The organism is Roseomonas nitratireducens, assembly GCF_017813355.1.
Taxonomy (GTDB): Bacteria; Pseudomonadota; Alphaproteobacteria; order Acetobacterales; family Acetobacteraceae; genus Neoroseomonas; species Neoroseomonas nitratireducens.
Genome location: NZ_JAGIYZ010000024.1, coordinates 1 through 22,727, shown reverse-complemented (window position 1 = coordinate 22,727; position 22,727 = coordinate 1). Strand labels below are relative to the sequence as shown.

The window sequence follows — 22,727 nt, the reverse complement described above, 5'->3', positions numbered from 1 at the left end:
TTTGCACCTGAAACTGAGATCCGGGCTGTGGTTCTCGATGTTCGGACTTTGCCGTCAACGGGCAGAGGAATGCATCTTGCGGTGAATCAAAAATGTAACTCGAACCGTCGTGTATCTGACGGGGATGAACAATAAGACGCTATGCGATTCAAAATCTATCTCGCTTTCCCTCGCGATCAGTGTCGCGGACGCATATCGACAGAGTCTTATGGATGGCATATCTGATAATATTGCAGAAGAGCGTATTCGTAATGCGTATCTGAATGCCGGCGGCTCGCCAGAAAATGCAGAAACGCAGCCCAAAGCTATAATTACCATCTTCCTGCGCATGTTTCCCGATTGGATGCTCGGCGGGCCACGCCGACCCTATTGGCGGCGAGAGTCAGAACTGGTGGTTCTGCCGACCAGCCACGCGACGGAAAGGCGCGATGCAATCGGCGCGCAGCAATTCAAAGCCTGCGCTTCACATTCCCGCGAGCCCGAAACGAGTTAGCCAATTCGACACGTTATCGCGATAACCCGCCATCGGATCGGACCGGAAGCGAACGGGAGAGCGCGATGGACACGAACGGATTGAGCCCAGCGGCGGTCAAGGCTTGGTGCGATGAACTGCGGCGCTCCAAGGCGCGCGTGGCCTTCTTGCGGGAGGAGTTGCCGGCGGTCATCGCGGAGAGCGGCGAAAAGGTTGCCGCCGCTATGCGCGTGGACCTCGACCGTCTCGAACTGCACGCCGCGATCCTCGAAGCGTGGCTCGTCACGCTGGGGGATGTGCAGTGCGGTTACTTGGCGAGCACCGCCTCGACCTGACGCGGAAGCGCTGTCCTGTCACATACGCAGGAGGCGCTCGATCACGTCATCAACGTCGAGCTCGTCGGGCCGCCCCGCGTCCGTAGCGTCGAACCAATCACGGATTGCGCACTCAAGGTCGGGGTGGAAGTCACCGAGAAACCAGCGTGCTGGCCATTGTCCACGCGGGACATATGCCCGCCTATCGCCATAGGCGAAGTGCACGCGGTCTTCGCTCATCCGATAGGTTAGCAATCGCTCCATAGCCGGACGCTTACGAACCGATTAGGGCAATTAATCAAGTGAAATGATTCTAATTTGCGCTGGGTCAAAGCAGGCAGGTTGCGAACCGCTGGCGTTCGCCAGAGCCCGACGGTCGAAGGCGGGATTGCGTTACGCTCGGCTACATGAACGCCCGCACCTTCCACACCCTCGACACCTGGCCGCGCGCGCTCGTTGTCGCGGTCGGGCAGGCATACCGGCAGAACGGCGCAGAGGGCACGCTAGAACCCGCCGGCTGGCACCGCATCCGGGACGCCTATCTCGCCGCCGGGGGCGACCCGGAAACCGCCGCGACGACCCCGAACAAGATCATTGCGACGCTATGCCGCGTTCACCCGGACTGGATGCACGGGCCGGCGCGGCGGTGGGTAGCGCGCCAAATGGGGCAAGCGCCGTGATGTGTTGAACCTCGTCATGCCGGTTCCGGGTGCAGATGATGCAGGACCATCTATCCCGATGCTGCCCCACCCAATGCTTCGATGGGGGTAGGGATGGGGGTTAGACTATGGCGCCGCTGAAAATTTTCTGAAATTACAATGCTGTAGCGGAAAAGACTGGCGGAGAGGGTGGGATTCGAACCCACGGTACAGTTGCCCGTACTTCGGTTTTCGAGACCGACCCGTTCGACCGCTCCGGCACCTCTCCGCATGCGCCTAGCCTTCGCCAGGCGCGCCCCGGTCGATGGGGAGGCGGCGATATACCCACCCGCCCGCCGCCGCGCAACGCCCACCACTGAGGCATCTGCCGGAATCGCGCCCGGCGCCGACCCAACTGGCGCCGGCAGGGCCGCGATCCACGCCCCGGCATGCCCCGGCCGGGCAGCAACGACGGCGGCACGCCGCGACGCTGACCTCGACCGTTGACGCCCGGCCCGCCCCGGCGCTATACGCCCCGCTCCCAACGGCGGCACCCGTGTGCCGCCGGCGGTCGTTTTCGGGCCCAGAACCCGCCAAACCGCCGTCATCCAGGCCGACTGACACACGAGTTCCGGGGCGACCCAATGACCTATGCAGTGATCCGCACCGGCGGCAAGCAGTACCGCGTCACCCCCGACGCCCTGCTGATCGTCGAAAAGCTTGAGGCCGAGCCCGGCTCGACCGTGACCTTCCACGACGTGCTCCTGCTGGGCAGCGAGGCCGGCCTCGCCGTCGGCGCGCCGACCGTGCCGGGCGCCTCCGTGACCGCGACGGTCGTCGACCAGACTCGCGGCGACAAGGTCCTCATCTTCAAGAAGCGCCGCCGCCAGAACAGCCGGCGCAAGAACGGCCACCGCCAGCACCAGACGGTGCTGAAGATCGCCGCCATCACCGCGGCGTAAGGAGCACCATCCATGGCGCACAAGAAGGCAGGCGGCTCGTCCCGCAACGGCCGCGACTCCGCAGGCAAGCGTCTCGGCGTGAAGCTGTTCGGCGGGCAGACGGTCGCCGCCGGCTCCATCATCGTGACCCAGCGCGGCACGAAGATGATCCCGGGCACCAATGTCTATGCCGGCCGGCAGCACAGCCTGCACGCGTCCGTGTCCGGCCGCGTCAAGTTCATCCGCAAGGCCGAGGGCCGCGTCCACGTGACCGTGGAGCCCGAGGCGCTGGCCGCCGAGTAACCGACGCCCCCATGGCGTCGTTGCAGCGGGGGCCGCAAGGCCCCCGTTCGCGTTTCAGGACCCCAAGATGAAGTTCCTCGACGAGGCCAAGGTCTACGTGAAGGCGGGCGATGGCGGCGACGGCGTCGTCGCCTTCCGGCGCGAGAAGTTCATCGAGTTCGGCGGCCCGGACGGCGGCAATGGCGGCAAGGGCGGCGACGTCGTCGCGGAAGCCGTCGAAGGCCTCAACACCCTGATCGACTTCCGCTACGCGCAGCACTTCAAGGCGCGCAAGGGCGGCAACGGCGCGGGCGCTGACCGCACCGGCGCGGGTTCCGACGACGTCGTGCTGAAGGTCCCCGTCGGCACCCAGATCCTGGCCGAGGACCGGGAGACGCTGCTCGCCGACCTCGACGCGCCGGGCAAGCGCGTGATCATCGCCAGGGGCGGCGATGGCGGCTTCGGCAACGCTAACTACAAGACCAGCACCAACCGCGCCCCGCGCCGTGCCGACAAGGGATGGCCGGGGGAGGAACGCTGGCTCTGGCTGCGGCTGAAGCTCATCGCCGATGCCGGCCTGGTCGGGCTGCCCAATGCCGGCAAGTCCACCTTCCTCGCCGCCGTCTCCGCCGCGAAGCCCAAGATCGCCGACTACCCCTTCACCACGCTCCATCCGCAACTCGGCGTGGTCCGGCTGAACGCGACCGAGGAATTCGTCCTCGCCGACATCCCCGGGCTGATCGAAGGCGCGCACGAAGGCGCCGGCCTGGGCGACCGCTTCCTCGGCCATGTCGAACGCTGCGCCGTCCTGCTGCACCTGATCGACGGCACGCAGGCCGACCCCGCCGGCGCCTACCGGACCATCCGCGGCGAGCTCGAGGGCTATGGGCACGGGCTGGTCGACAAGCCTGAGATCGTCGCGCTCAACAAGGCGGATGCGATGACGGCGCAGGCCCGCGCCTCCCGCGTCAAGGCGCTGGAACGCGCCTGCGGCCGCCCCGTGATGCTGATCAGCGGCGCGACGGGGGATGGCGTGCCGGGCGTGCTGCGCGCGCTGGCCGACACCATCGCCGCGCATCGTCGCGGGGACTGAGCACGCGACCGTGGCGCGCGGCCCGGCCGGCGCGCTATATCGTTGCGCATGTCGACCGGCCCGATGGGTGAGGACGCGGCCCGCCGCCTCCTGAACCGCGCCGCCTATGGCCCGCGGGCCGAGGAGGCCGCGGCGGTCGCGCGCATGTCCCGGCGTGAGTGGGTCGAGGCGCAGCTCGCGACACCGGCCAATGATGCAGCGCTCGACGCCCATCTCGCGCGCATGACGCTGCCGATCCGCTACGCGGCCGGCCCGGGCGAGCAGTTCGTCGAGGAGGAACGCCCGCTCGCCAGCCTCGCGATGACCCAGGCGCAGCGCTGGGCGCTTGGCGACAACCGCCGCCCGATCCCGTGGCAGGAACGCGACCGCCCGCGGCTCGACCTCATCGCCGCGACGATCGCGCGCAAGGTGCTCGCACGGGACCAGCTGCGCGAAAGGCTCGTCGAGTTCTGGCACGACCATTTCTCGGTCGCGGCGCAGGCCTCCATCCAGGTCTCGGTCTGCCTGCCCGACCACGACGCCCGCATCCGCCGGCACGCGCTCGGCAACTTTTCCGAACTGCTCGAGGCGATGGCGACGAGCCCGGCCATGCTCGTCTACCTCAACAACCGCTCCTCCCGCGCCGGCGCGCCGAACGAGAATTTTGCCCGCGAGCTGATGGAGCTGCACACGCTCGGCGCCGCGGCCTACCACCCGCAGGCGCGCGCCTGGCGCGACGTGCCGGGCGCGGCGGAAGGCCGCCCCGCCGGCTACCATGACGGCGATGTCTGGGAAGCGGCGCGCGCCTTCACCGGCTGGACGCTCGCCGCCGGCCAGCGCGTGGACGCCGCGCAGCTCCTGCCGCCCTCCGGCGCCTTCGCCTATGTCGAGCGCTGGCACGACGGCTACCAGAAGCGCGTGCTCGCGCAGGAACTGCCGCCCTTCGCGCCGGCGATGGCGCATGGGCGCGCGGTGCTCGCCGCCTGCGCCGCGCATCCCGCCACCGCGCGCCACGTCGCGACGAAGCTCGCCCGCTTCCTGGTGGGGGAAGCGCCGCCGCCGGCCGCCATCGCGCGTGCCGAGGCCGCCTTCCTCCGGCACCGGGAGGCGCCGGACCAGATCGCGCGCAGCGTCGCGGCCCTGCTCGACGGGCCCGAGGCGACCGATGCGGCGCAGGGGCGCATGCGCCGCCCGCTCGATGCGGTGGCCGCCGCCGCGCGCGGCCTCGCCATCCCGCTCACGCCGAAGCAGCAGTTCATCGACGAGATGGGCCGCGCCGGGCAGGCGCTGTTCGCCTGGCCCGCGCCGGACGGCCAGCCGGTCGATGCCGCCCCCTATCTCGGCGCCGGGGCGCTGCGCGCGCGCTGGGCGCTGCTGCTCGGCCTCGCGCAGGATTGGTGGCGCACCGGCGCGTCGCCGCTCGCGGCCGCGCTGGTCGGCCAGCCGGCGCTGCGCGCGGCGCGCAGCCTGGCCGCGCCGCTGCTCGGTCCGGCGAGCGAGGCCGCGATCGGCGCGATCGGCCGCGCCTGGGCCGCCGACCGGCGACCGGAAATCCCCCGCAACCCGCAGGAGGTCTCGCTGCTCGCCGGCCTCCTGCTGCTCGCCCCGGGGTTCCAGCGCACATGATCGCCCGCCTCGGCCGCCGCGAGCTGATCCGCGCCGGGCTCGGCGCCGCCCTGCTGCCGGGGCTGCGCGGCCTCGCCTTCGCCGGGCCCGCCACGGCGCACGCGCCGCTGATGGTCCTGGTGTTCCTGCGCGGCGGCATGGATTCGCTGCATTTCCTCTCCCCCGCCGACGACGCCGCCTTCGTCGAGATGCGCGCGGCGGAGCTGCGCACGGCGGCGGACGGCGCGCAGGCCGGCCACCGGCTGGACGCGCATCGCGGCATCGATTTCCGCCTGCATCGCGAGGCGACGGGGCTGGCCGAGATCTGGCGCGACCGCCGCCTCGCGCTCTGGCCCGCTGCCGGGCTGCCGGAACCGACGCGCAGCCATTTCGAGGCGCAGTCCCTCATGGCGACAGGGCGCGGGCGGTCGCGGGAGGCGCGCGGCGGCGGCTGGCTCGGCGCCTGGGCGGCAGCGCTCGGGCAGGATGTGCTGGCCGGCCCCTTCGCCCTGGCGGGCCAGGGCGGCCTGCCGCCCGAACTGGCAGGCGCGGCACGCGCGCTGTCCCTCCCCGCCCTGTCCGGCGGGCTCGCCTTGCCCGGCGGGCGGATCGGCGCACTGGCGATCGAGGCGCTGCACGCCGAAGGGCAGGACGCCGTCTCCCGCGCCGCGCGCGCGGCGATCGGCGACATGCGCGCGCTGGACGCGCTGCTGCCGCGCGATGGCGAAGGACGGATCACGCCCTATCGCCCGGCCAACGGCGCCGACTATGCCGGCGTGGGCGGCTTCGGCGCCGCGCTGGCGACGGTCGCGCAGGCGGCGAAGAGCCATCCCGGCCTCGTCGCCGCGCAGGTCGACCTCGGCGGCTGGGACACGCATGAGGGCCAGGGCTGGCGCCTGCCGGGCCTGGTGCGCACGCTCTCGCGCGGCCTGGCCGCCCTCGATGCCGACCTCGCCGGCCTGCCGCGCCGCTGGTGCGTGCTGGTGGCGAGCGAGTTCGGCCGCCGCCTGCGCGCGAACGGCAGCGGCGGCACCGACCATGGCCGCGCCGGCACGGTCATGGCCTTCGGGCGCGGCGGCGCGCTCGGCGGGCATTTCGGCGCCTGGCCGGGGCTGTCGCGGGATGCGCTGGAGGATGGCGTCGACCTCGCGGTCGCCGAGGATTACCGCGCGGTGTTCCGGCGAGTAATGGAAGATCTCGCGGGGCGGAGCGTGGTGTAGCGGGCGGCGTGCCGGCACCCGCGCAGCGCGGGGCCGGGCCGCGTCGCGCGACCCTCAACGCCGCCCCGCCCCCATGCTATTGCCCCGCCGCCATGTCAGACCCTGCCGCCCCCACCCTCGCCGGCGCGAAGCGCATCGTCGTCAAGATCGGTTCCGCCCTGGTGGTGGATGCGGACACCGCGGCGCCGCGCACGGCCTGGCTCGCCTCGGTCGCGGCGGATGTCGCGGCGCTGCGCGCGGCAGGCGCCGAGGTCGTGCTCGTCTCCTCCGGCGCGATCGCGCTGGCCCGCCGCGCGCTCGGCCTGACGCGCCGCGCCCTGCGGCTGGAGGAAAAGCAGGCGGCGGCCGCCGTCGGGCAGATCCGTCTCGCCGGCGCCTGGCAGGAAGCGCTCGCCGCGCATGGCATGAACGCGGCGCAGCTGCTGCTCACGCTCGAGGATTCCGAGGACCGGCGCCGCTACCTCAATGCGCGCGCGACGATCAGCACGCTGCTCGGCCTGGGCTGCGTGCCGGTCATCAACGAGAACGACACGGTCGCGACCGCCGAGATCCGCTTCGGCGACAATGACCGCCTCGCCGCGCGCGTCGCCGAGATGATCGGGGCGGATGCGCTCGTGCTGCTCTCGGACATCGACGGCCTGTACACCGCCGATCCGCGCAAGGATCCGGCCGCGGCGCACCTGCCGGCGGTCGAGCGCATCACGGACGAGATCATGGCCATGGGGGGCGAACCGCCGCCCGGCTATTCCTCGGGCGGCATGCGCACCAAGCTGATCGCCGCGCGCATCGCCACCGGCGCGGGCTGCGCCATGGCGATCGCGCTCGGCAAGCGGGACAATCCGCTCGCCGCGATGCTCGAAGGCGCGCGCTGCACCTGGTTCCTCGCCGCGCCGGAAGGCCGCACGGCGCGCAAGCGCTGGATCGCGGGCAGCCTCGCACCGCTGGGCGTGCTGCGGGTCGATGCCGGCGCGGCGCGGGCGCTGCTGCGCGGGTCGTCGCTGCTGCCCGCCGGCGTGCGCGCGGTGGAAGGGGATTTCGGGCGCGGCGATCCGCTCAGCGTGCAGGACGAATCCGGGCGCGAGGTCGCCCGCGGCCTGTCCGCCTACGACGCCGACGCCGCGCGGCAGATCGCCGGCCACCGCTCGGAAGAACTCGAGGCCATCCTGGGCTGGCGCGGGCGGGACGAGATCATCCACCGCGACGACCTGGTGCTGCTGGCGCCGGGCTGACCGCGCGGGGGGGCGTCCGTCCGCGGCCCAGAGCTGCACCCCGATGCGGCCCCTTCTTCCCGCCGCCCGCCCGTGCCAGAACCGCGGCCAAGACCAACGACACCGGGAAGACGCGCCATGACACAGCACACGTTCCGCCGCCGTGCCCTGCTCGCCGCCGCCACCCTGCCGCTCGCCGCCCCGGCGCTGGCGCAGGAAGGCTTCCCGACGCGACCGCTGCGCCTCGTCGTCGGCTTCACGCCCGGCGGCGCGACCGACATCTCCGCCCGCGCCATCGCGCCCAAGATGGGGGAAGTGCTGGGCCAGCCGGTGATCGTGGAGAACCGCCCCGGCGCCGGCAGCAACATCGCGACGGAAGTGGTGGCGCGCAGCCCGGCGGACGGGCACACGCTGCTGCTCGCGACGCTCGGTGCGCTGGTGGTCAGCCCGATGGTGATGCGCCTGCCGGTCGATCCGCTGCGCGACCTCGCGCCGATCTCGATCGCGGTCGACCTGTTCAACATCCTCGTCATCCCGCAGGACCGGCCCTGGCGCAGCACGGCGGACCTCGTCGCCGCGGCGAAGGCGGCGCCGGGGCGCCTGTCCTACGGCACCAGCGGCATCGCCGGCGGGCCGCACCTGGCGGGGCTGCTGTTCGACCGCATGGCGGGGGTCGAGACGACGGCGGTGCATTACCGCGGCGGCGGGCTGGTGGTCACGGACCTGCTCGCGGGTCGGGTCGACTTCTCCTTCGCGACCGCCGCCTCCGTCCTCACCCAGGTGCGCGAAGGCAAGGTGCGCGCGCTCGCCATCCCGCACCTCACGCGCTCCCGCCTCATGCCCGACATCCCCACGGTCGCCGAGACAGGCGTGCCCGGCTTCGACGTGCCCTCCTGGTACGCCGTGCTGGCGCCGCGCGGGACGCCGGACGCGGCGGTCGCGCGCATCAACGCCGCGATGCGCGTCGCACTCGCCGACCCCGAGGTCACCGCCACGCTCAACCGCAACGGGCTCGAACCACGCCACAGCACCCCAGCCCAGCTGGCCGCGGCGTGGGAGGAGGAGCGGGTGAAGTGGACGCCCATCATCCGCGAAAGCGGCATCCGCATCGAATAGCCCGCGCGGCTTGCGCGGCCGCGGCGCGCGGCCCAGCATCGGCGCTCCCGCCAAGGAAGCGACCCATGCGCCGCATCGCCGCCCTGCTGCTCTCGGCCGTCCTCGCCGCGCCGGCCGGCGCGCAGACGCTGCGCATCGGCATCGGCGCCGATCCGAACGTGCTCGACCCCGCCATGAGCGGATCCTTCGTCGAGCGCGTCGTCTTCTCCGCGCTCTGCGACAAGCTCGTCGATGTCGGGCCGGACCTGTCCTTCCGGCCGGAACTCGCCACGCGCTGGCAATGGGCGGCGGATGGGCTTTCGCTGACGCTCACGCTGCGTACCGATGCGCGCTTCCACGACGGCACGCCGCTCGATGCGGAGGCGGTGCGGATCAACCTCGAACGCTACCGCAGCGCGCGCGAATCCCGCCGCCGCGGGGAACTGCGCCCGGTCAGCGCGGTGGAGGCGCCGGCCCCCGACACCGTCGTGATCCGCCTGTCGGAACCCTTCGCGCCGCTGCTTTCGGTGCTGTCGGACCGCGCGGGCATGATCATGTCGCCCACGGCACTCGCGCGGCTGGGCGAGCGCATCCGCGACGAGCCCGTCTGCTCCGGCCCCTTCCGCCTGACGCGCCGCGTGCCGCAGGACCGCATCGAGATGGAGCGCTTCCCCGGCCATTGGAACGCCGGGAACATCCATGCCGAGCGGCTCGTCTTCCTGCCCATCCCCGACGGCACGGTTCGGCTGCTGAACCTGCGCGCCGGGCAGCTCGACATCATCGAGCGCCTGTCGCCGTCCGACGTGGCGGAGGCGCGGCGCGACCGGCGGCTGCAGGTGGTCGAGGCGACCGCCATCGCCTACCAGACCATGGCGATCAACACCGCGACGGGCGCGCTGCGCGATCCGCGGGTGCGGGAGGCGCTGGAGCGGAGCATCGACCGCGCCATCATCAACCAGGTGGCGCTGGAAGGGCTGTTCGTGCCCTCGAACCAGCCGGAGGCCCCCGGCACGCCCTATCATTTCGCCGAGCGCGCGCCGCCGCCGCGCGACCCGGCGCGCGCCCGCGCCCTGCTGCGCGAAGCCGGGCATGACCGCTTCGCCTTCACGCTGAAGGTCGCGAACACGCCGGTGGATTCGCAGGTCGCGCAGATCGTGCAGGCCATGGCGGCCGAGGGCGGCTTCGACATCCGCATCGAGACGCTGGAATCCAGCACCATGGTCGCCGCCACCCAGCGCGGGGACTACGACGCGGCCATCGTCATCTGGTCCGGCCGCCCGGACCCGGACGGCAACATCGCGATCTGGCTCGCCTCGGACGGTTTCCTCAACTGGGGCAAGTATGCCAGCGCCGAGGTCGATGCCGCCCTCGCCGCCGCACGCCGCAGCACGGACACCGCGACGCGGCGCGCGCAATACGGCCTGGCGGCGGATCGCTGGATGGCCGACCGGCCGCACCTGATCCTGTACCACCATCGCTGGTTCTGGGCGCTGCGCGCCGGGGTGCAGGGCTTCCAGCCGAGCCCGGACGGCATCATCCGCTTCGGCGGGCTGCGCCCGGGGCGCTGAGCCGCCACGCGACGGCCGCGCTTTCCCTCCGCCCCCCTTCTGGCCTAAGGCAGGGGGCAGGAGAGACCGCCGTGAACGCCATTCCCCAGGATGCCGCCCGCCTGCTCGACACCGCCGCCCGCGCCGCCCGCGCGGCCGCCGCGACGCTCGCGCGCGCGCCATCGGCGGCCAAGGACGCGGCGCTCGCCGCCGCCGCCGCGCGCCTGCGGGAAACCGCGCCGGCGCTGCTCGTCGCCAATGCGGCGGATCTCGAGGCCGCGCCCGACCTCACGCCCGCCTATCGCGACCGCGCGACGCTGACGCCCGCGCGGATCGAGGCCATCGCCGCCGGCCTCGAGCAGGTGGCGGCCCTTCCCGACCCGGTCGGGCGCGTGCTGGCGGAATGGACGCGGCCGAACGGGCTCGTCATCCGCCGCGTCGCGCAGCCGCTCGGCGTCATCGGCATGATCTTCGAAAGCCGCCCGAACGTGACGGCCGATGCCGGCGCGCTCTGCCTCAAGGCCGGATCGGCCGTGCTGCTGCGCGGCGGGTCGGAAAGCGCGCGCTCCGCCGCCGCCATCGCCGAGTGCCTGCGCCATGGCCTGCGCGTGGCGAAGCTGCCCGAGGATGCGGTGCAACTCGCCCCCACCCAGGACCGGGCCTTCGTCGGCGCTATGCTGCGCGCATCTGGCCTGATCGACCTGATCGTCCCGCGCGGCGGCAAGGGCCTGGTGACGCGGGTGATGGAGGAGGCGCGCGTGCCCGTCCTCGCCCATGCCGAGGGGCTCTGCCACACCTACATCCACGCGGCGGCCGATCCCGCCATGGCGCGGTCGATCCTGGCGAACGCCAAGATGCGCCGCACGGGCATCTGCGGCGCGACGGAGACGCTGCTGATCGACGCCGCCATCGCGCCTTCGCTGCTGCCGCTGCTGGTCGCCGACCTCGCCGCGCTGGGCTGCGCCTTCCGCGCCGAGGACCGCGCGCGCGCCATCTGCCCCGACCTGCCCGCCGCGACGGAACACGACTTCGCCACCGAATGGCTCGACGCCATGCTGTCGGTGAAGGTGGTGGACGGCGTCGAGGACGCGCTCGCCCACATCGCGCGCTTCGGGTCCGAGCACACCGAGGCGATCGTCACGCAGGACGAAGCCGCGGCGCGGGCCTTCCTCGACGGGCTCGGCTCGGCCGTCGGCATGTGGAACGCCTCCACCCAGTTCTGCGACGGGTTCGAGTTCGGCTTCGGGGCGGAGATCGGGATCGCCACCGGGCGGATGCATGCGCGCGGGCCGGTCGGGCTCGAGCAGCTCTGCACCTTCCGCTACCAGGTGATCGGGACCGGCCAGACGCGGCCGTGAGGCGCGCCGCCGCCGCGCTGCTCGCGACGCTGGCCGCCACGCCGGCGCACGCCGCCTGCGCGGAGATGGCCGATGTCGCGCGCTTCGCCCAGGCGCTGCTGGAACGCCGGCTGCCCGCGCCCTTCCCCGCGATGACGGAGACCGAGGCGCTCTGCGCGCAGGGGCGGCTCGTCGCGACGCTGGCGCAGCCCTGGGGCGACGTGTCCGGCCACGCGCTGGCGGCCGATGCCCTGCCGACGATCGCCGGCGCGCTGTTCCACGCCAACCTTCGCGCCATGTCGGGTGCCACGATCGAGGCGGCCTTCGCCGTCCGCCCGGCGGTCGCGCCCGGCCTGCTGCTGCGGATCGGCGAGGATGGGCGCGCGACCGCCGCGGCGCCCTATCTCGCGCTGCTCGACCTGGCCGCCGTGCAGGGCGCCGGGCGGCCGGCGCGCATCGCCGGCAATCTCGGCCTGCGGCTCGGCGTGATGGGGGCGGAGGCCGCGATGGACGCGGCCGAGGCGCCGATGGCGACGCTGATGGCCGATGGCGGCGTGATGGCGGCCGTGCTCGGCCTTGCCGCGTCGCCCGCCGCGCTGCTCGCGGATTTTTCCCGCGCGCGCGCCGCCGCCGGCCAGCCGCTACGCCCGGGGGATCTCGTCGCGCTGCTCGGTCCCGCCGCGCCGGTCGCCCCGCGGCCGGGCGAGTCCTGGCGGCTCGACATTCGGGGGCTGGGCGTCGTCGCGGTGCAGTTCCGCTGAAGCGCGCCGCGTCATTCGCTTGCGCGCTTGGAACGAGGCCCTTCCGCCGCGGCCCGGCGGGCCGGTAGCATCGCGGGCTCCGGAGGAACCAATCATGCGCGCACTGCTCACCGCCGTCCTGGTCGCCCTGCCACTCGCCGCGCAATCCGCCTGCCCGGACCAGGCGGCGATGGACCGCATTGCCGAGGCGCTGATGGCCAACAGGCCCTCTCCGCCCTTCGCCGGCCTGCGGACGCTCGAAGAAGGGCATTGCGCCCAGGAACGGCTGGTCGCGGCGCTGGTGCCCTCCTGGGGCTCGCTCGTCGGCTGGAAGGTGGGGCTGACCAGCGCGCCGGTGCAGCAGCGCTTCGGCGTGAACCAGCCGCTGCGCGGCATGCTGTTCGAAAGCAGCATCAGCCTGCGCGACGGCGCCGAGGTGCCTGCCCGGTTCGGCGCCGTGCCGGTCATCGAAAGCGACCTGCTGCTGCGCGTGCGCGACGCGGGCATCAACACAGCCGGGCGCGACCATGTCGCGATCCTGCGGCACCTCGATGCCGTGATTCCCTTCATCGAACTGCCGGACCTGACGCTGACCGGCGGCTTCACCGGGCCGAACCTGCTCGCCATCAATGTCGGCGCCCGGCTCGGCGTGATGGGCACGCCCATTCCGGTCGAGCCGACGCAAGCCTTCGCCGATCGGCTCGCGGCCATGACGGTGACGATGGTGGACGACCGCGGGCAGGAACGCGCGCGCGCGCAGGGCACCGCCGCGCTCGGCCATCCGCTCAACGTCATCGCCTTCCTGGTCGAGGACCTGGCGCGCGACGGGATGCGGCTGGAAGCGGGGCAGGTCGTCTCGGTCGCCGGCTATTCGCCGACCTTGCCGCTGGAAGCGGGGCGCACCTACACCGTGCGCTATGAAGGGCTTGCGCCCACGACGGTCAGCGTGAGCGTCCGCACGCGGTGAGGCCGGGCCGCTTCGGCGATTCCCGCGCGCGCCGCATCGGGCTGCTCGGCGGGTCCTTCAACCCGGCCCATGCGGGGCACCTGCATGTCGCGCGCATGGCGCTGCGCGCGCTGCGGCTCGACCAGCTCTGGCTGATGGTCTCGCCCGGCAATCCGCTGAAGCCGGTGGCGGGCATGGCGCCGCTGGGCGAACGCCTTGCCTCGGCACGGCGGCTCGAGGAAGGGGGGCGCATCATCGCCACCGACATCGAGCGTTCGCTCGGCACGCGCTACACGGCGGACACGCTGCGGCTGCTGCGCCGGCGGTTCCGCCGCGCGCGCTTCGTCTTCGTCATCGGCGCCGACAATCTCTGCCAGCTGCCGCGCTGGAAGGGCTGGCGCCGGATCGCGCGCGGCACGACGCTCGCGGTGCTGCCGCGGCCGGGCTTCACGCGCCGCGCCCTGGCGGGGCAGGCGGCCGCGGCGCTGCGCCGGCATCGCCGCGCGCCGGGTGCGCTCCTGGCGGAAAGGTTTGCGCCGCACGCGGCTTGGTGCTTGGTTCCGGCGCGAGAGCACGCCGCCTCCGCCACCGCCATCCGCGCGGCCCGGGCAGGAAGCGACACGGGCGAGAGGAGGGGGCCATAGCCCGCACGCCGAAGACCAGCGAGACGAAGCCGGCCGCCAAGGCGCCGGCGAAGGCAGCGCCTGCCAAGGCGAAGGCCGCGACGACGAAGGCCGCGACGACGAAGGCGAAGGCCAAGGCGGCCGAGGAGCCGGCGCGCAAGGCCACGGCCGCCAAGGCCGGCAAGGCGAAGGCCGCGCCGGCCAAGGCGCCGAAGCGCGCGACGGCCAGCGCCGCCACGAAGGCGGCGCCCGCGAAGGCGAAGGCAAAGCCCGCGGCAAAGCCCGCGCCAGCCAAGGCCACCGCGAAGCCGGCCGCCGCCAAGCCGAAGGCCGCCAAGGCGCCGACGGCCGCCGCGAAGCCGAAGGCCACCGCTGCCAAGCCGAAGGCCGCCGCGGCGACACCAAAGGCCGCGAAGGCGCCCGCGCGCGCGCCCGCCGCCGCCAAGGCGAAGGCCGCGCCCGCCACGACGAAGGCCGTGGCGCCGAAGGCGAAGCCGGCCAAGGCCGCGACGGGCAAGCCCGCTGCCAAGGCCAAGGCGCCCAAGGCCGAAGCCCCCGCCGCGCCCCGCCCCGCCCGGTCCCGCAAGCGGGAGAAGCTCACCCCCGACCGCCTCACCCTGCTCGTCGAGGCGGCGATGAAGAGCCTCGAGGACGACAAGGCGGAGAACATCGTCCTGCTCGATGTCACCGGCCGCGCCGACTACGCCGACCGGCTGATCATCGCGACAGGCATGGTCGAGCGGCAGCTGCAGGCCATGGCGACGCATCTGGACGAGGCGCTCGGCAAGGCCGGGCTGCAGCTGCGGCGGGACTCGATCCAGGCCTCCCCCGACTGGGTGCTGATCGATGCCGGCGACCTGGTGATCCACCTGTTCCGGCCCGAGGCGCGCGAGCTGTACCGGATCGAGCGCATGTGGGGCCCGGAAAGCCCGGGGGCCTCCGACGCCGCGCCCGGCTAGGATCCTCGCCGTCGGGCGCATGAAGGCGGGGCCGGAGGCGGCGCTCTACGCGCATTACGCCGCCCGGCTGCGCCCGCCGCCCGAGGTGACGGAAATCCCCGAGGCGCGCGGATCCGCCGCCGAGGTCCGCCGCCGCGAAGCCGCCGGCCTGCTCGCCACCCTGCCCGAGGACGCCGTCGCCATCGCCCTCGACCTCGGCGGCGAGGCGCCGGACAGCGAGGCCTTCGCCCGGCTGATCGCCCGCGCGGAGGAGGCGGGCAAGCAGCCCTTCTTCCTGATCGGCGGCGCCGAGGGGCTAGACCCTTCGGTGACGACGCGCGCGCGGCACGTCATCGCGCTCGGCCCGATGACCTGGCCGCATTTCCTGGTGCGCGGCATGCTCGCCGAACAGCTCTACCGCGCCCAGGCGATCCGCGCCGGCCACCCCTACCACCGCGCCTGGCGGCCGTGAGAGAGTGCCGCCCATGATCCTGCTCACCCTCGCCGCCATCCTCTGGGTCTTCGTCCATGTCGGCGTCTCCGGCACGCGGCTGCGGGATGCCGCGGTCGCGCGGCTGGGGGAGACAGGCTTCACCATCGGCTTCTCGGTCGCCTCCGTGGCCTCGATCGCGCTGCTGGCGCAGGCCTGGCAGGGGGCGGAGACGACACCGCTGTGGTTCGCACCCGCCTGGGCGCGCTGGATCATCGCCATCCTGATGCTGCCGGCCTTCCTGCTGTTTGCCTGCTCGCTGATCGGCAACCCGACGGCGATGGGCGGCGCCGGGCTGCTGGCCAAGGGGCCGCGCGGCATCCAGCGCGTCACGCGCCACCCGATGCTGTGGTCCTTCGCCATCTGGTCGGGGCTGCACATGCTGGGGAACGGGGACAGCGCGGCGCTGGTCTTCTTCGGCGCCTTCCTCGTCACCGCGCTCGCGGGCATGCCGTCGATCGACGCCAAGATGGCGCGGCGGCACGGGGAAGCCTGGGCCGGCTTCGCCGCCGCGTCCTCGATCCTGCCGGGGGGCGCGATCCTGGCCGGGCGGAACCGGCTGGACCTCGGGGAGATCGGCTGGCTCGCGCCGCTCGCCGGCCTCGTGCTCTGGGCGGGGTTCCTGCATGCCCACCGGCATGTCTTCGGGGTGCCGGCGCTGATCCTCGGCTGAGGGATTGCGGCGCGGGGCCCGCCGCCCCTATCTCCCCTCCACCCAGGGGAACAGCGGGACAGCATGATGCAGGAAGCCCTCACGGCCGCCGATACGGCCGACACGCCGCGCGCGCGCGCCGCGCGCCTCGTCGTCTCCGCCCCGTTCCAGCGCGCGGTCATCGCGCTGATCCTGTTCAACGCCGTGACGCTGGGGCTCGAGACCTCCGACAGCATCATGGCCGCCTGGGGCGACGTGCTGCACGTGGTGGACGCCACGCTGCTGTGGATCTTCACCGCCGAGCTGGCGCTGCGCATCTATGCCTTCCGCGGGCGCTTCTTCCGCGACCCCTGGGGGATCTTCGACCTGGTGGTGGTCGGCATCTCCTGGGCGCCGGATTCCGGGCCGCTCGCGGTGCTGCGGGCGCTGCGCGTCCTGCGCGTGCTGCGCCTCGTCTCCGTCGTGCCATCCCTGCGCAACGTGGTGGAGGCGATGCTCGCCGCCCTGCCCGGCATGGGATCGATCGTGCTGCTGATGCTGCTGATCTTCTACGTCTTCGCCGTCATGGCGGTGAAGCTGTTCGGTACGGGGATGGAGGAGCAGTTCGGCGACCTCGGCACCGCGCTGTTCACCCTGTTCCAGCTCATGGCCATGGACGATTTCGGCAACATCGTCCGCCAGGCGATGGAAAAGCAGCCGCTCGCCTGGCTGTTCTTCATCCCCTTCTCGGTCGTCGCCACCTTCGTCGTGCTGAACCTGTTCATCGGCGTGATCGTCGAGAGCATCCAGACGTTGCGCGAGCAGCGCGTCAGCGCCGACGCCGCCGCGGCGCAGGCGGCGTCGGATGCCGCCGCATCCTCCGCGCATGCCGACCAGGTCGCGCTGCTGGCCGAGATCCGCGCGCTGCGCGCCGAGGTCGCGGCCTTGCGGGAGGAGCGGAGCCGGGTCTAATGCCCCGCGCCCCCGCCCAGGACATCGCCATGCCCGCCACCCGCCCCCGCCCCGTCATGCTCGTCATCCTCGACGGCTGGGGCTGGCGGGAGGAGACGGCGGACAATGCCGTGCGCCAGGCCAGCACGCCCGCCTTCGACGCGCTCTGGGCGGGCTGCCCGCATGCCTTCCTGAAGACCTCCGGCGCCGATGTCGGCCTGCCGGAGGGCCAGATGGGCAATTCCGAGGTCGGGCACCTCAACATCGGCGCGGGCCGCGTCGTCATGCAGGACCTGCCGCGCATCGGCGCCGCGGTGGCCGATGGCTCGATCGCGCGCCTGCCGGCGCTGACGGGGCTGGTCGCGGCGCTCAAGGCCTCGGGCGGCACCTGCCACCTGATGGGGCTGCTGTCGCCCGGCGGGGTGCATTCGCACCAGGACCACGCGGAGGCGCTCGCGCGCATCCTGTCCGCGGAAGGCGTTCCGGTCGCGATCCATGCCTTCACCGATGGCCGCGACACCGCGCCCAAGGCGGCGCCCGACTTCCTCGCCCGCTTCGAGGCCGGCATCGCCGGGCTGCCCGGCGTGCGCATCGCGACCGTGATCGGCCGCTACTTCGCGATGGACCGCGACAATCGCTGGGAGCGCGTGCGGGCGGCCTACGCCGCCATGGCGGACGGCGACGGCGCGCGCGCGACGGATGCGCAGGCCGCCATCGCCGCGGCGCATGCGGCGGGCAAGACGGACGAGTTCATCCCCGCGACCGTCATCGGCGACTACGCCGGCATGCGCGACGGCGACGCGATCCTGTCCTTCAACTTCCGCGCCGACCGCGTGCGGCAGACGCTCGCCGCCTTCCTCGACCCCGGTTTTTCCGGCTTCGACCGCGGGCGGACGATCCGCTTCGCCGCCGCCGCCGGCATGACGGAATACAGCGAGGCGCTGAACGCCCACCTGTCCACGTTGTTCGCCCCGCAATCGATGGACGACATCCTCGGCGAGGTGGTCGCGAAGGCCGGGCTGCGCCAGCTCCGCATGGCGGAGACGGAGAAGTACCCGCACGTCACCTACTTCCTGAATGGCGGGGAGGAGACGCCCTTCGCGGTCGAGGACCGCATCCTCGTCCCCTCCCCCAAGGTCGCGACCTACGACCTGCAGCCGGAGATGTCGGCGCCGGAACTGACGGACAAGGCGCTCGCCGCGATCGGGACCGGCACCTACGACCTGATCGTGCTGAACTTCGCCAATGCCGACATGGTCGGCCACACCGGCAGCCTGGCCGCGGCGACCCGGGCGGTCGAGGCGGTGGATGCCGGGCTCGGCCGCATCGCGCAGGCGGTGCGCGCGGCGGGCGGCGCGCTGTTCGTCACGGCCGACCACGGCAATGCCGAGCTGATGCGCGACCCCGCCACCGGCGGCCCGCACACCGCGCACACCACGAACCCCGTCCCCGCCATCCTGATGGGCGGGCCGGACGGCGTGGGCCTTGCCGATGGCCGGCTGGCCGACATCGCGCCGACGCTGCTCGCGCTGATGGGCGTGGACCAGCCGGCGGCGATGACGGGACATTCGCTGCTGCGCCCGCCGCGCGCCGCCGCGGCGGACTGACGCGACCGGATCGACCGAGGGAGGACACAACAAAGATGATCACACGCCGCACCACGTTCGCGCTCGCCGGCGCGATGGGCCTGCCCGCCGCCGCGCGGGCGCAGGAATCCTGGCCGTCGCGCCCCGTCACCCTCGTCGTCCCCTGGGCGGCGGGCGGGTCGACCGACGCGGTCGCGCGCATCCTCGCCCAGCGCCTGACGCAGGACACGGGCCGGTCCTTCGTGGTGGACAACCGCACCGGGGCGAACGGCACGATCGGCTTCAATTCCGTCGCGCGCGCGCGGCCGGATGGCACGACGCTGCTCGTCAGCACCGTCTCGACCTACGCGATGGCGCCCTGGCTGTACCAGTTGCCCTACGACAACGAGCGCGACCTGATGGGCATCGGGCTGCTCGCCGCCATGCCGATCATCATGGTGGTGAACAAGGATTTCCCGGCGCGCACCCTGGCCGAGTTCGTCGAACTGGCGCGGCGGCCAGGGCACCGGATCACCTATGCGAATTCCGGCGCGGGGTCCTCGACGCATCTCGCGACCGAGTTGTTCCTGCAGGAAGCGCGGCTCGAGATCCCCGATATCGGCTATCGCGGCGGCGCCCCGGCGGTGCAGGCGGTGCTGGCGAACGAGACGCCGATGGTCTTCCAGGCCGCCTCCGGCATCCTGCCGCACATCCAGTCGGGCGCCTTCCGCGCGCTCGGCGTCGCCAGCCCGCAGCGCAGCCCGCTCGCGCCCGAGATCCCGACCTTCGCCGAACAGGGCTTCCCCGGCGTGATCGTCGAGGAACACATCGCCCTGCAGGCCCCGGCCGGCCTGCCGGCGGAGATCGTCCAGCGCGCCCACCAGGCGGCGAAGGCGGCGATGGAAGCGGCCGAGACGCGCCAGCGCCTGGCCACCCTGGCCGTGGTGCCCACGGTGACCGCGCCCGAGGCCTGGCCGGCCTATTTCGCCGCCGAGAACGCCAAGTGGCGGGACATGATCAGGGCGCGCAACATCCGCGTGCAGTAGCCGGCGCAATGGCTCGGACTCCGGCGGGGATGGTAAGCGCCGGGAAATGAGGTCAGGGCCGGGGCAGCGGACGGAGCGGCGGCGTCGCGGGGCGCGGGGGTGCCTCGGCGCCCTGGCCTTGCTCGCGCCGCTGGCCTTGCCGATCGGCCCTGTCCGCGCCCAGCCCTCCCAGGACGCGATCCAGGATGCGCGCCGCGCCGCCGAGGCCGAGCGCGCCGCCGCCGCCGAGGCCGCGCGCCTGGCGCGGGAAGCGGCGGAGGAGGAACGCGGCCTCGCCCGCCAGCGCATCGCCATGGCCGAGCGCGTGCAGCGCGCCGAGGCGATCCTGGATGAGGCGCAGGAGCGCGAGCGCGCCGCGACGCTCGCCGCCATCGCCGCTCGGCAGGAGACGGAGCGCCGCGCCGCGGCGCTGGCGCCGCTGATGCCGGTGATCCGCCGTCTTGCCCTGTGGCCCGCCGAAACCCTGCTCGCCGTGCCCGTGCCGCCGGAGGAAGCGCTGCGCGGAGTGATGGTGCTGCAGGGCGTCGCCCGGCAGGTGCAGCGGGAGGTCGAGGCGCTGCGCGCGGCAGGGGAGGAAGCCTCCCGCCGCGCCCGCGTCGCCGCGGCCGAGGCCGCGATGGTGACCGCGGCGCGGGAGGAGGCGATGCGCACCGCCCGCGCGCTCGATTCCGAGATCGCCGCGGCCCGGATGCGGGAGGCCGAGGCCCGGCAGGCCGAGCGCGAGGCCGGGCGCCGCGCGCAGGAGGCGCTGGCCCGCGCGGCGGACCTGGCCGAAATGCTCGCCCGGATCGAGCGCGACCGCGCCCGGGCCGCGGCCGAGGAAGCGGCGCGCGAAAGGGCCGAGTCCGCCGCCCGCGCCCGGGCCGAGCGCGCCGCCCGCCGCGCCGGCCGGCCGCTGCCCGAACCGCCGGAGGCGCCCGAACGCCCGGCCACGCTGGCCGCCGCGCCGGGGGCCGGGGCGCGCGCCCAGCCCGTCGCCGGCCGGGTCGTCCGCGCCTATGGGGAGGCGGCGGAGGCCGGGCCGGCGCGGGGGCAGACCATCGCCGCCCCCGCCGGCGCGCGGGTGGTCAGCCCCTGCCCCGGCCGGGCCGTGTTCAGCGGTCCTTTCCGAAGTTATGGCCTGTTGTTGATTGTGGAATGCGCGGATGGGCACCATGTCGTCCTTTCAGGCTTCGGGCGGCTCGACACCGCGGCCGGGGCCCGGCTGCTGGCCGGGGAACCGGTCGGCGTGATGGCGGAGGGGGAAGGCGGCCGCGCGCGGCTCTACCTGGAGCTGCGGCGGGACGGGCAGCCGCTGGATCCGCGGCCCTGGCTGGCCGGCGGTCGTGCCGGCGCCGGGTAACCGCAAGTTTCGGCGCGGTTTCGGGGGTGCACCTCGGGCCGCGTTGCGCTGTAGGATGTGAATTCGCGCCTGGGGCGAGCGCCCCGGGCGGACCGAGACGGAACGAATGGAAGGAAGTGGAATGCGGCGCAGGAGCGGGACGTTCGCGGCCGTTGGCGCGGCCTTCGCGGCAGGTGTCGTGGTGGGCCCGATGGTCGCCGCCTGGGCGCAGGATGGCGGCCGGGCGGAGACATACCGGCTGCTCAACCTGTTCGGCGACGTCTTCGAGCGAATCCGTGCCGAGTATGTGGAGCCGGTCAACGACCGCGACGCGATCGAGAACGCGATCCAGGGCATGCTGACCGGGCTCGACCCGCATTCCTCCTACATGAACCCGCGCATGTACCGCGACATGCAGGTGCAGACGCGCGGCGAGTTCGGCGGCCTCGGCATCGAGGTCACGCAGGAAGGCGGCTACATCAAGGTCATCAGCCCGATCGACGAGACGCCCGCCGCGCGCGCCGGCGTCCGTCCGGGCGACCTGATCACGCATCTCAACGGCAATTCCGTGCAGGGGCTGAGCCTGCAGGAAGCGGTCGAGCAGATGCGCGGGGAACGCGGCACCGCGATCCGCATCACCATCCGCCGCGAAGGCGCGGAACGCCCGATCGAGCTTTCCATCACCCGCGACGTGATCCGCCCGCAGGTGGTGCGCTTCCGCGTCGAGGGCGGGGACATCGGCTATATCCGCCTGACCTCCTTCAACGAGCAGACGGAAGCCGGGCTGCGGCGCGCCATGCAACAGATCCGCAGCCAGGCGGGCAACAACCTGCGCGGCCTCGTGCTCGACCTGCGCAACAATCCGGGCGGGCTGCTCGACCAGGCGGTGCAGATCTCGGACGACTTCCTCGACCAGGGGGAGATCGTCAGCACCCGCGCCCGCCGGCAGGAAGACGCGCAGCGCTGGAACGCGCGCGGCGGCGACATCGCGCAGGGCCTGCCGATGGTCGTGCTGATCAACGCGGGCTCGGCCTCGGCCAGCGAGATCGTGGCCGGCGCGCTGCAGGACCACCGCCGCGCCATCGTCATGGGCGTGAAGTCCTTCGGCAAGGGCAGCGTCCAGACCGTCATGCCCATCCCGGGCAACGGCGCCATCCGGCTGACCACGGCGCGCTACTACACGCCGTCCGGCCGCTCGATCCAGGCGACCGGCATCGAGCCCGACATCGAGGTGCTGGCGACGCGGGAAGACCCGCAGGCCACCACCGCCGCGCGCCGGGAACGCGAAGCCGACCTGCGCCGCGCGCTCCGCAACGAGGGCGGCGGCCAGCAGCAGCAGCCCCAGGCCGCGGCGCCGCCGCCCCCGCCGCTGAACCTGCCGGCCGGCGTGGCCGAGCGCGTGCAGCGTCAGCCGGCCGAAGGCGCGCCCGCCTTCGACCCCGCCCGGCCGGAAACCGACCACCAGTTGCAACAGGCGCTGGGCCTGCTGCGCGGCATCGCGGCGGCGCCGAACCCGCAGCGCCGCGCCGCGCGCTGAGCCGCCCCGGGGGGAAGGCGCCATGCGCATCCCCGGCTGGCGGGCGCTTGGCCTGTTCTGGGCCGTCGTGCTCGGCGGCGCCGGGGTCGGCGCGGCCTGGCTGAACAGCCTCGGCCCGCCGGACGCGCCCGCGGCGAGCGCCGCGGCGCCACCCGGACCGGCCCCCGGTCCGGTCGCGGCCGCGCCAGCCGCGCCAGCCGCCGAGCCC

The 22,727-nt window shown here is 73.4% G+C and carries 24 protein-coding genes and 1 tRNA gene; 24 read left to right on the top strand and 1 reads right to left on the bottom strand.

Going from position 1 to position 22,727, the window contains the following annotated elements; all coding sequences use genetic code 11:
• The first annotated feature begins 124 nt into the window (after nucleotides 1–124).
• The 3 genes from J5Y09_RS19935 to J5Y09_RS19925 all read left to right on the top strand — a co-directional run bounded on the left by J5Y09_RS19935 (nucleotide 125) and on the right by J5Y09_RS19925 (nucleotide 1,466).
• Nucleotides 125–493 (top strand): hypothetical protein, encoded by a 369-nt coding sequence (locus J5Y09_RS19935; RefSeq protein WP_209353601.1) that lies wholly within the window; start codon nucleotides 125–127, stop codon nucleotides 491–493.
• A 65-nt stretch (nucleotides 494–558) separates the two neighbouring features.
• Complete coding sequence (locus J5Y09_RS19930) at nucleotides 559–807, top strand: hypothetical protein (protein WP_209353599.1); 249 nt, start codon at nucleotides 559–561, stop codon at nucleotides 805–807.
• 386 nt (nucleotides 808–1,193) lie between these two features.
• Nucleotides 1,194–1,466, top strand: coding sequence for a hypothetical protein (locus J5Y09_RS19925; RefSeq protein ID WP_209353598.1), 273 nt, complete (start codon nucleotides 1,194–1,196; stop codon nucleotides 1,464–1,466).
• 157 nt (nucleotides 1,467–1,623) lie between these two features.
• On the opposite strand, the gene J5Y09_RS19920 is transcribed toward J5Y09_RS19925, so the two are convergent.
• Nucleotides 1,624–1,713, bottom strand: a tRNA-Ser gene (locus J5Y09_RS19920).
• A 355-nt stretch (nucleotides 1,714–2,068) separates the two neighbouring features.
• On the opposite strand from J5Y09_RS19920, the gene rplU reads away from it, so the two are divergent.
• From rplU to J5Y09_RS19815, 21 genes are all read left to right on the top strand, one after another.
• On the top strand, nucleotides 2,069–2,386 hold the full coding sequence (gene rplU / locus J5Y09_RS19915; RefSeq protein ID WP_209353596.1) for a 50S ribosomal protein L21: 318 nt from the start codon (nucleotides 2,069–2,071) through the stop codon (nucleotides 2,384–2,386).
• A 12-nt stretch (nucleotides 2,387–2,398) separates the two neighbouring features.
• Nucleotides 2,399–2,668, top strand: coding sequence for a 50S ribosomal protein L27 (rpmA, locus tag J5Y09_RS19910; protein ID WP_209353595.1), 270 nt, complete (start codon nucleotides 2,399–2,401; stop codon nucleotides 2,666–2,668).
• A 67-nt stretch (nucleotides 2,669–2,735) separates the two neighbouring features.
• Nucleotides 2,736–3,740 carry a GTPase ObgE gene (gene obgE / locus J5Y09_RS19905; RefSeq protein WP_209353593.1) on the top strand — a complete coding sequence of 335 codons (1,005 nt, stop codon included), beginning with the start codon at nucleotides 2,736–2,738 and terminating at the stop codon, nucleotides 3,738–3,740.
• A gap of 63 nt (nucleotides 3,741–3,803) precedes the next feature.
• Nucleotides 3,804–5,345, top strand: a complete 1,542-nt coding sequence (locus tag J5Y09_RS19900; RefSeq protein ID WP_209353591.1) for a DUF1800 family protein — start codon at nucleotides 3,804–3,806, stop codon at nucleotides 5,343–5,345.
• The gene (locus tag J5Y09_RS19895; RefSeq protein ID WP_209353589.1) at nucleotides 5,342–6,544 is read left to right on the top strand and encodes a DUF1501 domain-containing protein; all 1,203 of its coding nucleotides are present in this window, start codon (nucleotides 5,342–5,344) and stop codon (nucleotides 6,542–6,544) included. The genes J5Y09_RS19900 and J5Y09_RS19895 overlap by 4 nt, the downstream gene beginning before the upstream one ends.
• A gap of 92 nt (nucleotides 6,545–6,636) precedes the next feature.
• On the top strand, nucleotides 6,637–7,773 hold the full coding sequence (proB, locus tag J5Y09_RS19890; protein ID WP_209353587.1) for a glutamate 5-kinase: 1,137 nt from the start codon (nucleotides 6,637–6,639) through the stop codon (nucleotides 7,771–7,773).
• A gap of 117 nt (nucleotides 7,774–7,890) precedes the next feature.
• Nucleotides 7,891–8,868, top strand: a complete 978-nt coding sequence (locus J5Y09_RS19885) for a Bug family tripartite tricarboxylate transporter substrate binding protein (RefSeq protein WP_209353586.1) — start codon at nucleotides 7,891–7,893, stop codon at nucleotides 8,866–8,868.
• 65 nt (nucleotides 8,869–8,933) lie between these two features.
• Nucleotides 8,934–10,415, top strand: coding sequence for an ABC transporter substrate-binding protein (locus tag J5Y09_RS19880; protein WP_209353585.1), 1,482 nt, complete (start codon nucleotides 8,934–8,936; stop codon nucleotides 10,413–10,415).
• 71 nt (nucleotides 10,416–10,486) lie between these two features.
• Nucleotides 10,487–11,752, top strand: a complete 1,266-nt coding sequence (locus J5Y09_RS19875; protein ID WP_209353583.1) for a glutamate-5-semialdehyde dehydrogenase — start codon at nucleotides 10,487–10,489, stop codon at nucleotides 11,750–11,752.
• Nucleotides 11,749–12,492 (top strand): hypothetical protein, encoded by a 744-nt coding sequence (locus J5Y09_RS19870; protein ID WP_209353582.1) that lies wholly within the window; start codon nucleotides 11,749–11,751, stop codon nucleotides 12,490–12,492. The genes J5Y09_RS19875 and J5Y09_RS19870 overlap by 4 nt, the downstream gene beginning before the upstream one ends.
• Before the next feature lie 94 nt (nucleotides 12,493–12,586).
• Nucleotides 12,587–13,438 carry a 2-keto-4-pentenoate hydratase gene (locus J5Y09_RS19865; RefSeq protein WP_209353581.1) on the top strand — a complete coding sequence of 284 codons (852 nt, stop codon included), beginning with the start codon at nucleotides 12,587–12,589 and terminating at the stop codon, nucleotides 13,436–13,438.
• Nucleotides 13,435–14,061 carry a nicotinate-nucleotide adenylyltransferase gene (locus tag J5Y09_RS19860; RefSeq protein WP_209353580.1) on the top strand — a complete coding sequence of 209 codons (627 nt, stop codon included), beginning with the start codon at nucleotides 13,435–13,437 and terminating at the stop codon, nucleotides 14,059–14,061. The genes J5Y09_RS19865 and J5Y09_RS19860 overlap by 4 nt, the downstream gene beginning before the upstream one ends.
• Nucleotides 13,968–14,999, top strand: a complete 1,032-nt coding sequence (gene rsfS / locus J5Y09_RS24820; RefSeq protein WP_342451512.1) for a ribosome silencing factor — start codon at nucleotides 13,968–13,970, stop codon at nucleotides 14,997–14,999. Before J5Y09_RS19860 ends, rsfS begins: the two co-directional genes overlap by 94 nt.
• A gap of 1 nt (nucleotide 15,000) precedes the next feature.
• Nucleotides 15,001–15,450: a 23S rRNA (pseudouridine(1915)-N(3))-methyltransferase RlmH gene (locus J5Y09_RS19850; protein WP_342451516.1), complete on the top strand. Its 450-nt coding sequence runs from the start codon at nucleotides 15,001–15,003 to the stop codon at nucleotides 15,448–15,450.
• 13 nt (nucleotides 15,451–15,463) lie between these two features.
• On the top strand, nucleotides 15,464–16,141 hold the full coding sequence (locus J5Y09_RS19845; protein ID WP_209353577.1) for an NnrU family protein: 678 nt from the start codon (nucleotides 15,464–15,466) through the stop codon (nucleotides 16,139–16,141).
• 63 nt (nucleotides 16,142–16,204) lie between these two features.
• Nucleotides 16,205–17,071: an ion transporter gene (locus J5Y09_RS19840; RefSeq protein ID WP_245217267.1), complete on the top strand. Its 867-nt coding sequence runs from the start codon at nucleotides 16,205–16,207 to the stop codon at nucleotides 17,069–17,071.
• Between the two features lie 29 nt (nucleotides 17,072–17,100).
• On the top strand, nucleotides 17,101–18,657 hold the full coding sequence (gene gpmI, locus J5Y09_RS19835; protein ID WP_209353575.1) for a 2,3-bisphosphoglycerate-independent phosphoglycerate mutase: 1,557 nt from the start codon (nucleotides 17,101–17,103) through the stop codon (nucleotides 18,655–18,657).
• Between the two features lie 35 nt (nucleotides 18,658–18,692).
• Nucleotides 18,693–19,661, top strand: a complete 969-nt coding sequence (locus J5Y09_RS19830; protein ID WP_209353574.1) for a Bug family tripartite tricarboxylate transporter substrate binding protein — start codon at nucleotides 18,693–18,695, stop codon at nucleotides 19,659–19,661.
• A gap of 118 nt (nucleotides 19,662–19,779) precedes the next feature.
• Nucleotides 19,780–21,003 (top strand): murein hydrolase activator EnvC family protein, encoded by a 1,224-nt coding sequence (locus J5Y09_RS19825; protein WP_209353573.1) that lies wholly within the window; start codon nucleotides 19,780–19,782, stop codon nucleotides 21,001–21,003.
• Nucleotides 21,004–21,124: 121 nt separating this feature from the next.
• Nucleotides 21,125–22,519: a S41 family peptidase gene (locus J5Y09_RS19820; RefSeq protein ID WP_209353572.1), complete on the top strand. Its 1,395-nt coding sequence runs from the start codon at nucleotides 21,125–21,127 to the stop codon at nucleotides 22,517–22,519.
• 22 nt (nucleotides 22,520–22,541) lie between these two features.
• A partial coding sequence (locus tag J5Y09_RS19815) for a hypothetical protein (RefSeq protein WP_209353571.1) occupies nucleotides 22,542–22,727 on the top strand: 186 nt, incomplete at its 3' end.

Excerpts from the sequence above, each read along its gene's own strand:
- rpmA (WP_209353595.1), top strand. The coding sequence starts at position 2,399 with ATGGCGCACAAGAAGGCAGGCGGCTCGTCCCGCAACGGCCGCGACTCC.
- J5Y09_RS19830 (WP_209353574.1), top strand. The coding sequence starts at position 18,693 with ATGATCACACGCCGCACCACGTTCGCGCTCGCCGGCGCGATGGGCCTG.
- proB (WP_209353587.1), top strand. The coding sequence starts at position 6,637 with ATGTCAGACCCTGCCGCCCCCACCCTCGCCGGCGCGAAGCGCATCGTC.
- J5Y09_RS19865 (WP_209353581.1), top strand. The coding sequence starts at position 12,587 with ATGCGCGCACTGCTCACCGCCGTCCTGGTCGCCCTGCCACTCGCCGCG.
- obgE (WP_209353593.1), top strand. The coding sequence starts at position 2,736 with ATGAAGTTCCTCGACGAGGCCAAGGTCTACGTGAAGGCGGGCGATGGC.
- gpmI (WP_209353575.1), top strand. The coding sequence starts at position 17,101 with ATGCCCGCCACCCGCCCCCGCCCCGTCATGCTCGTCATCCTCGACGGC.
- J5Y09_RS19880 (WP_209353585.1), top strand. The coding sequence starts at position 8,934 with ATGCGCCGCATCGCCGCCCTGCTGCTCTCGGCCGTCCTCGCCGCGCCG.
- rplU (WP_209353596.1), top strand. The coding sequence starts at position 2,069 with ATGACCTATGCAGTGATCCGCACCGGCGGCAAGCAGTACCGCGTCACC.
- J5Y09_RS19895 (WP_209353589.1), top strand. The coding sequence starts at position 5,342 with ATGATCGCCCGCCTCGGCCGCCGCGAGCTGATCCGCGCCGGGCTCGGC.
- J5Y09_RS19930 (WP_209353599.1), top strand. The coding sequence starts at position 559 with ATGGACACGAACGGATTGAGCCCAGCGGCGGTCAAGGCTTGGTGCGAT.
- J5Y09_RS19845 (WP_209353577.1), top strand. The coding sequence starts at position 15,464 with ATGATCCTGCTCACCCTCGCCGCCATCCTCTGGGTCTTCGTCCATGTC.
- J5Y09_RS19820 (WP_209353572.1), top strand. The coding sequence starts at position 21,125 with ATGCGGCGCAGGAGCGGGACGTTCGCGGCCGTTGGCGCGGCCTTCGCG.
- J5Y09_RS19885 (WP_209353586.1), top strand. The coding sequence starts at position 7,891 with ATGACACAGCACACGTTCCGCCGCCGTGCCCTGCTCGCCGCCGCCACC.
- J5Y09_RS19840 (WP_245217267.1), top strand. The coding sequence starts at position 16,205 with ATGATGCAGGAAGCCCTCACGGCCGCCGATACGGCCGACACGCCGCGC.
- J5Y09_RS19935 (WP_209353601.1), top strand. The coding sequence starts at position 125 with ATGAACAATAAGACGCTATGCGATTCAAAATCTATCTCGCTTTCCCTC.
- J5Y09_RS19900 (WP_209353591.1), top strand. The coding sequence starts at position 3,804 with ATGGGTGAGGACGCGGCCCGCCGCCTCCTGAACCGCGCCGCCTATGGC.
- J5Y09_RS19925 (WP_209353598.1), top strand. The coding sequence starts at position 1,194 with ATGAACGCCCGCACCTTCCACACCCTCGACACCTGGCCGCGCGCGCTC.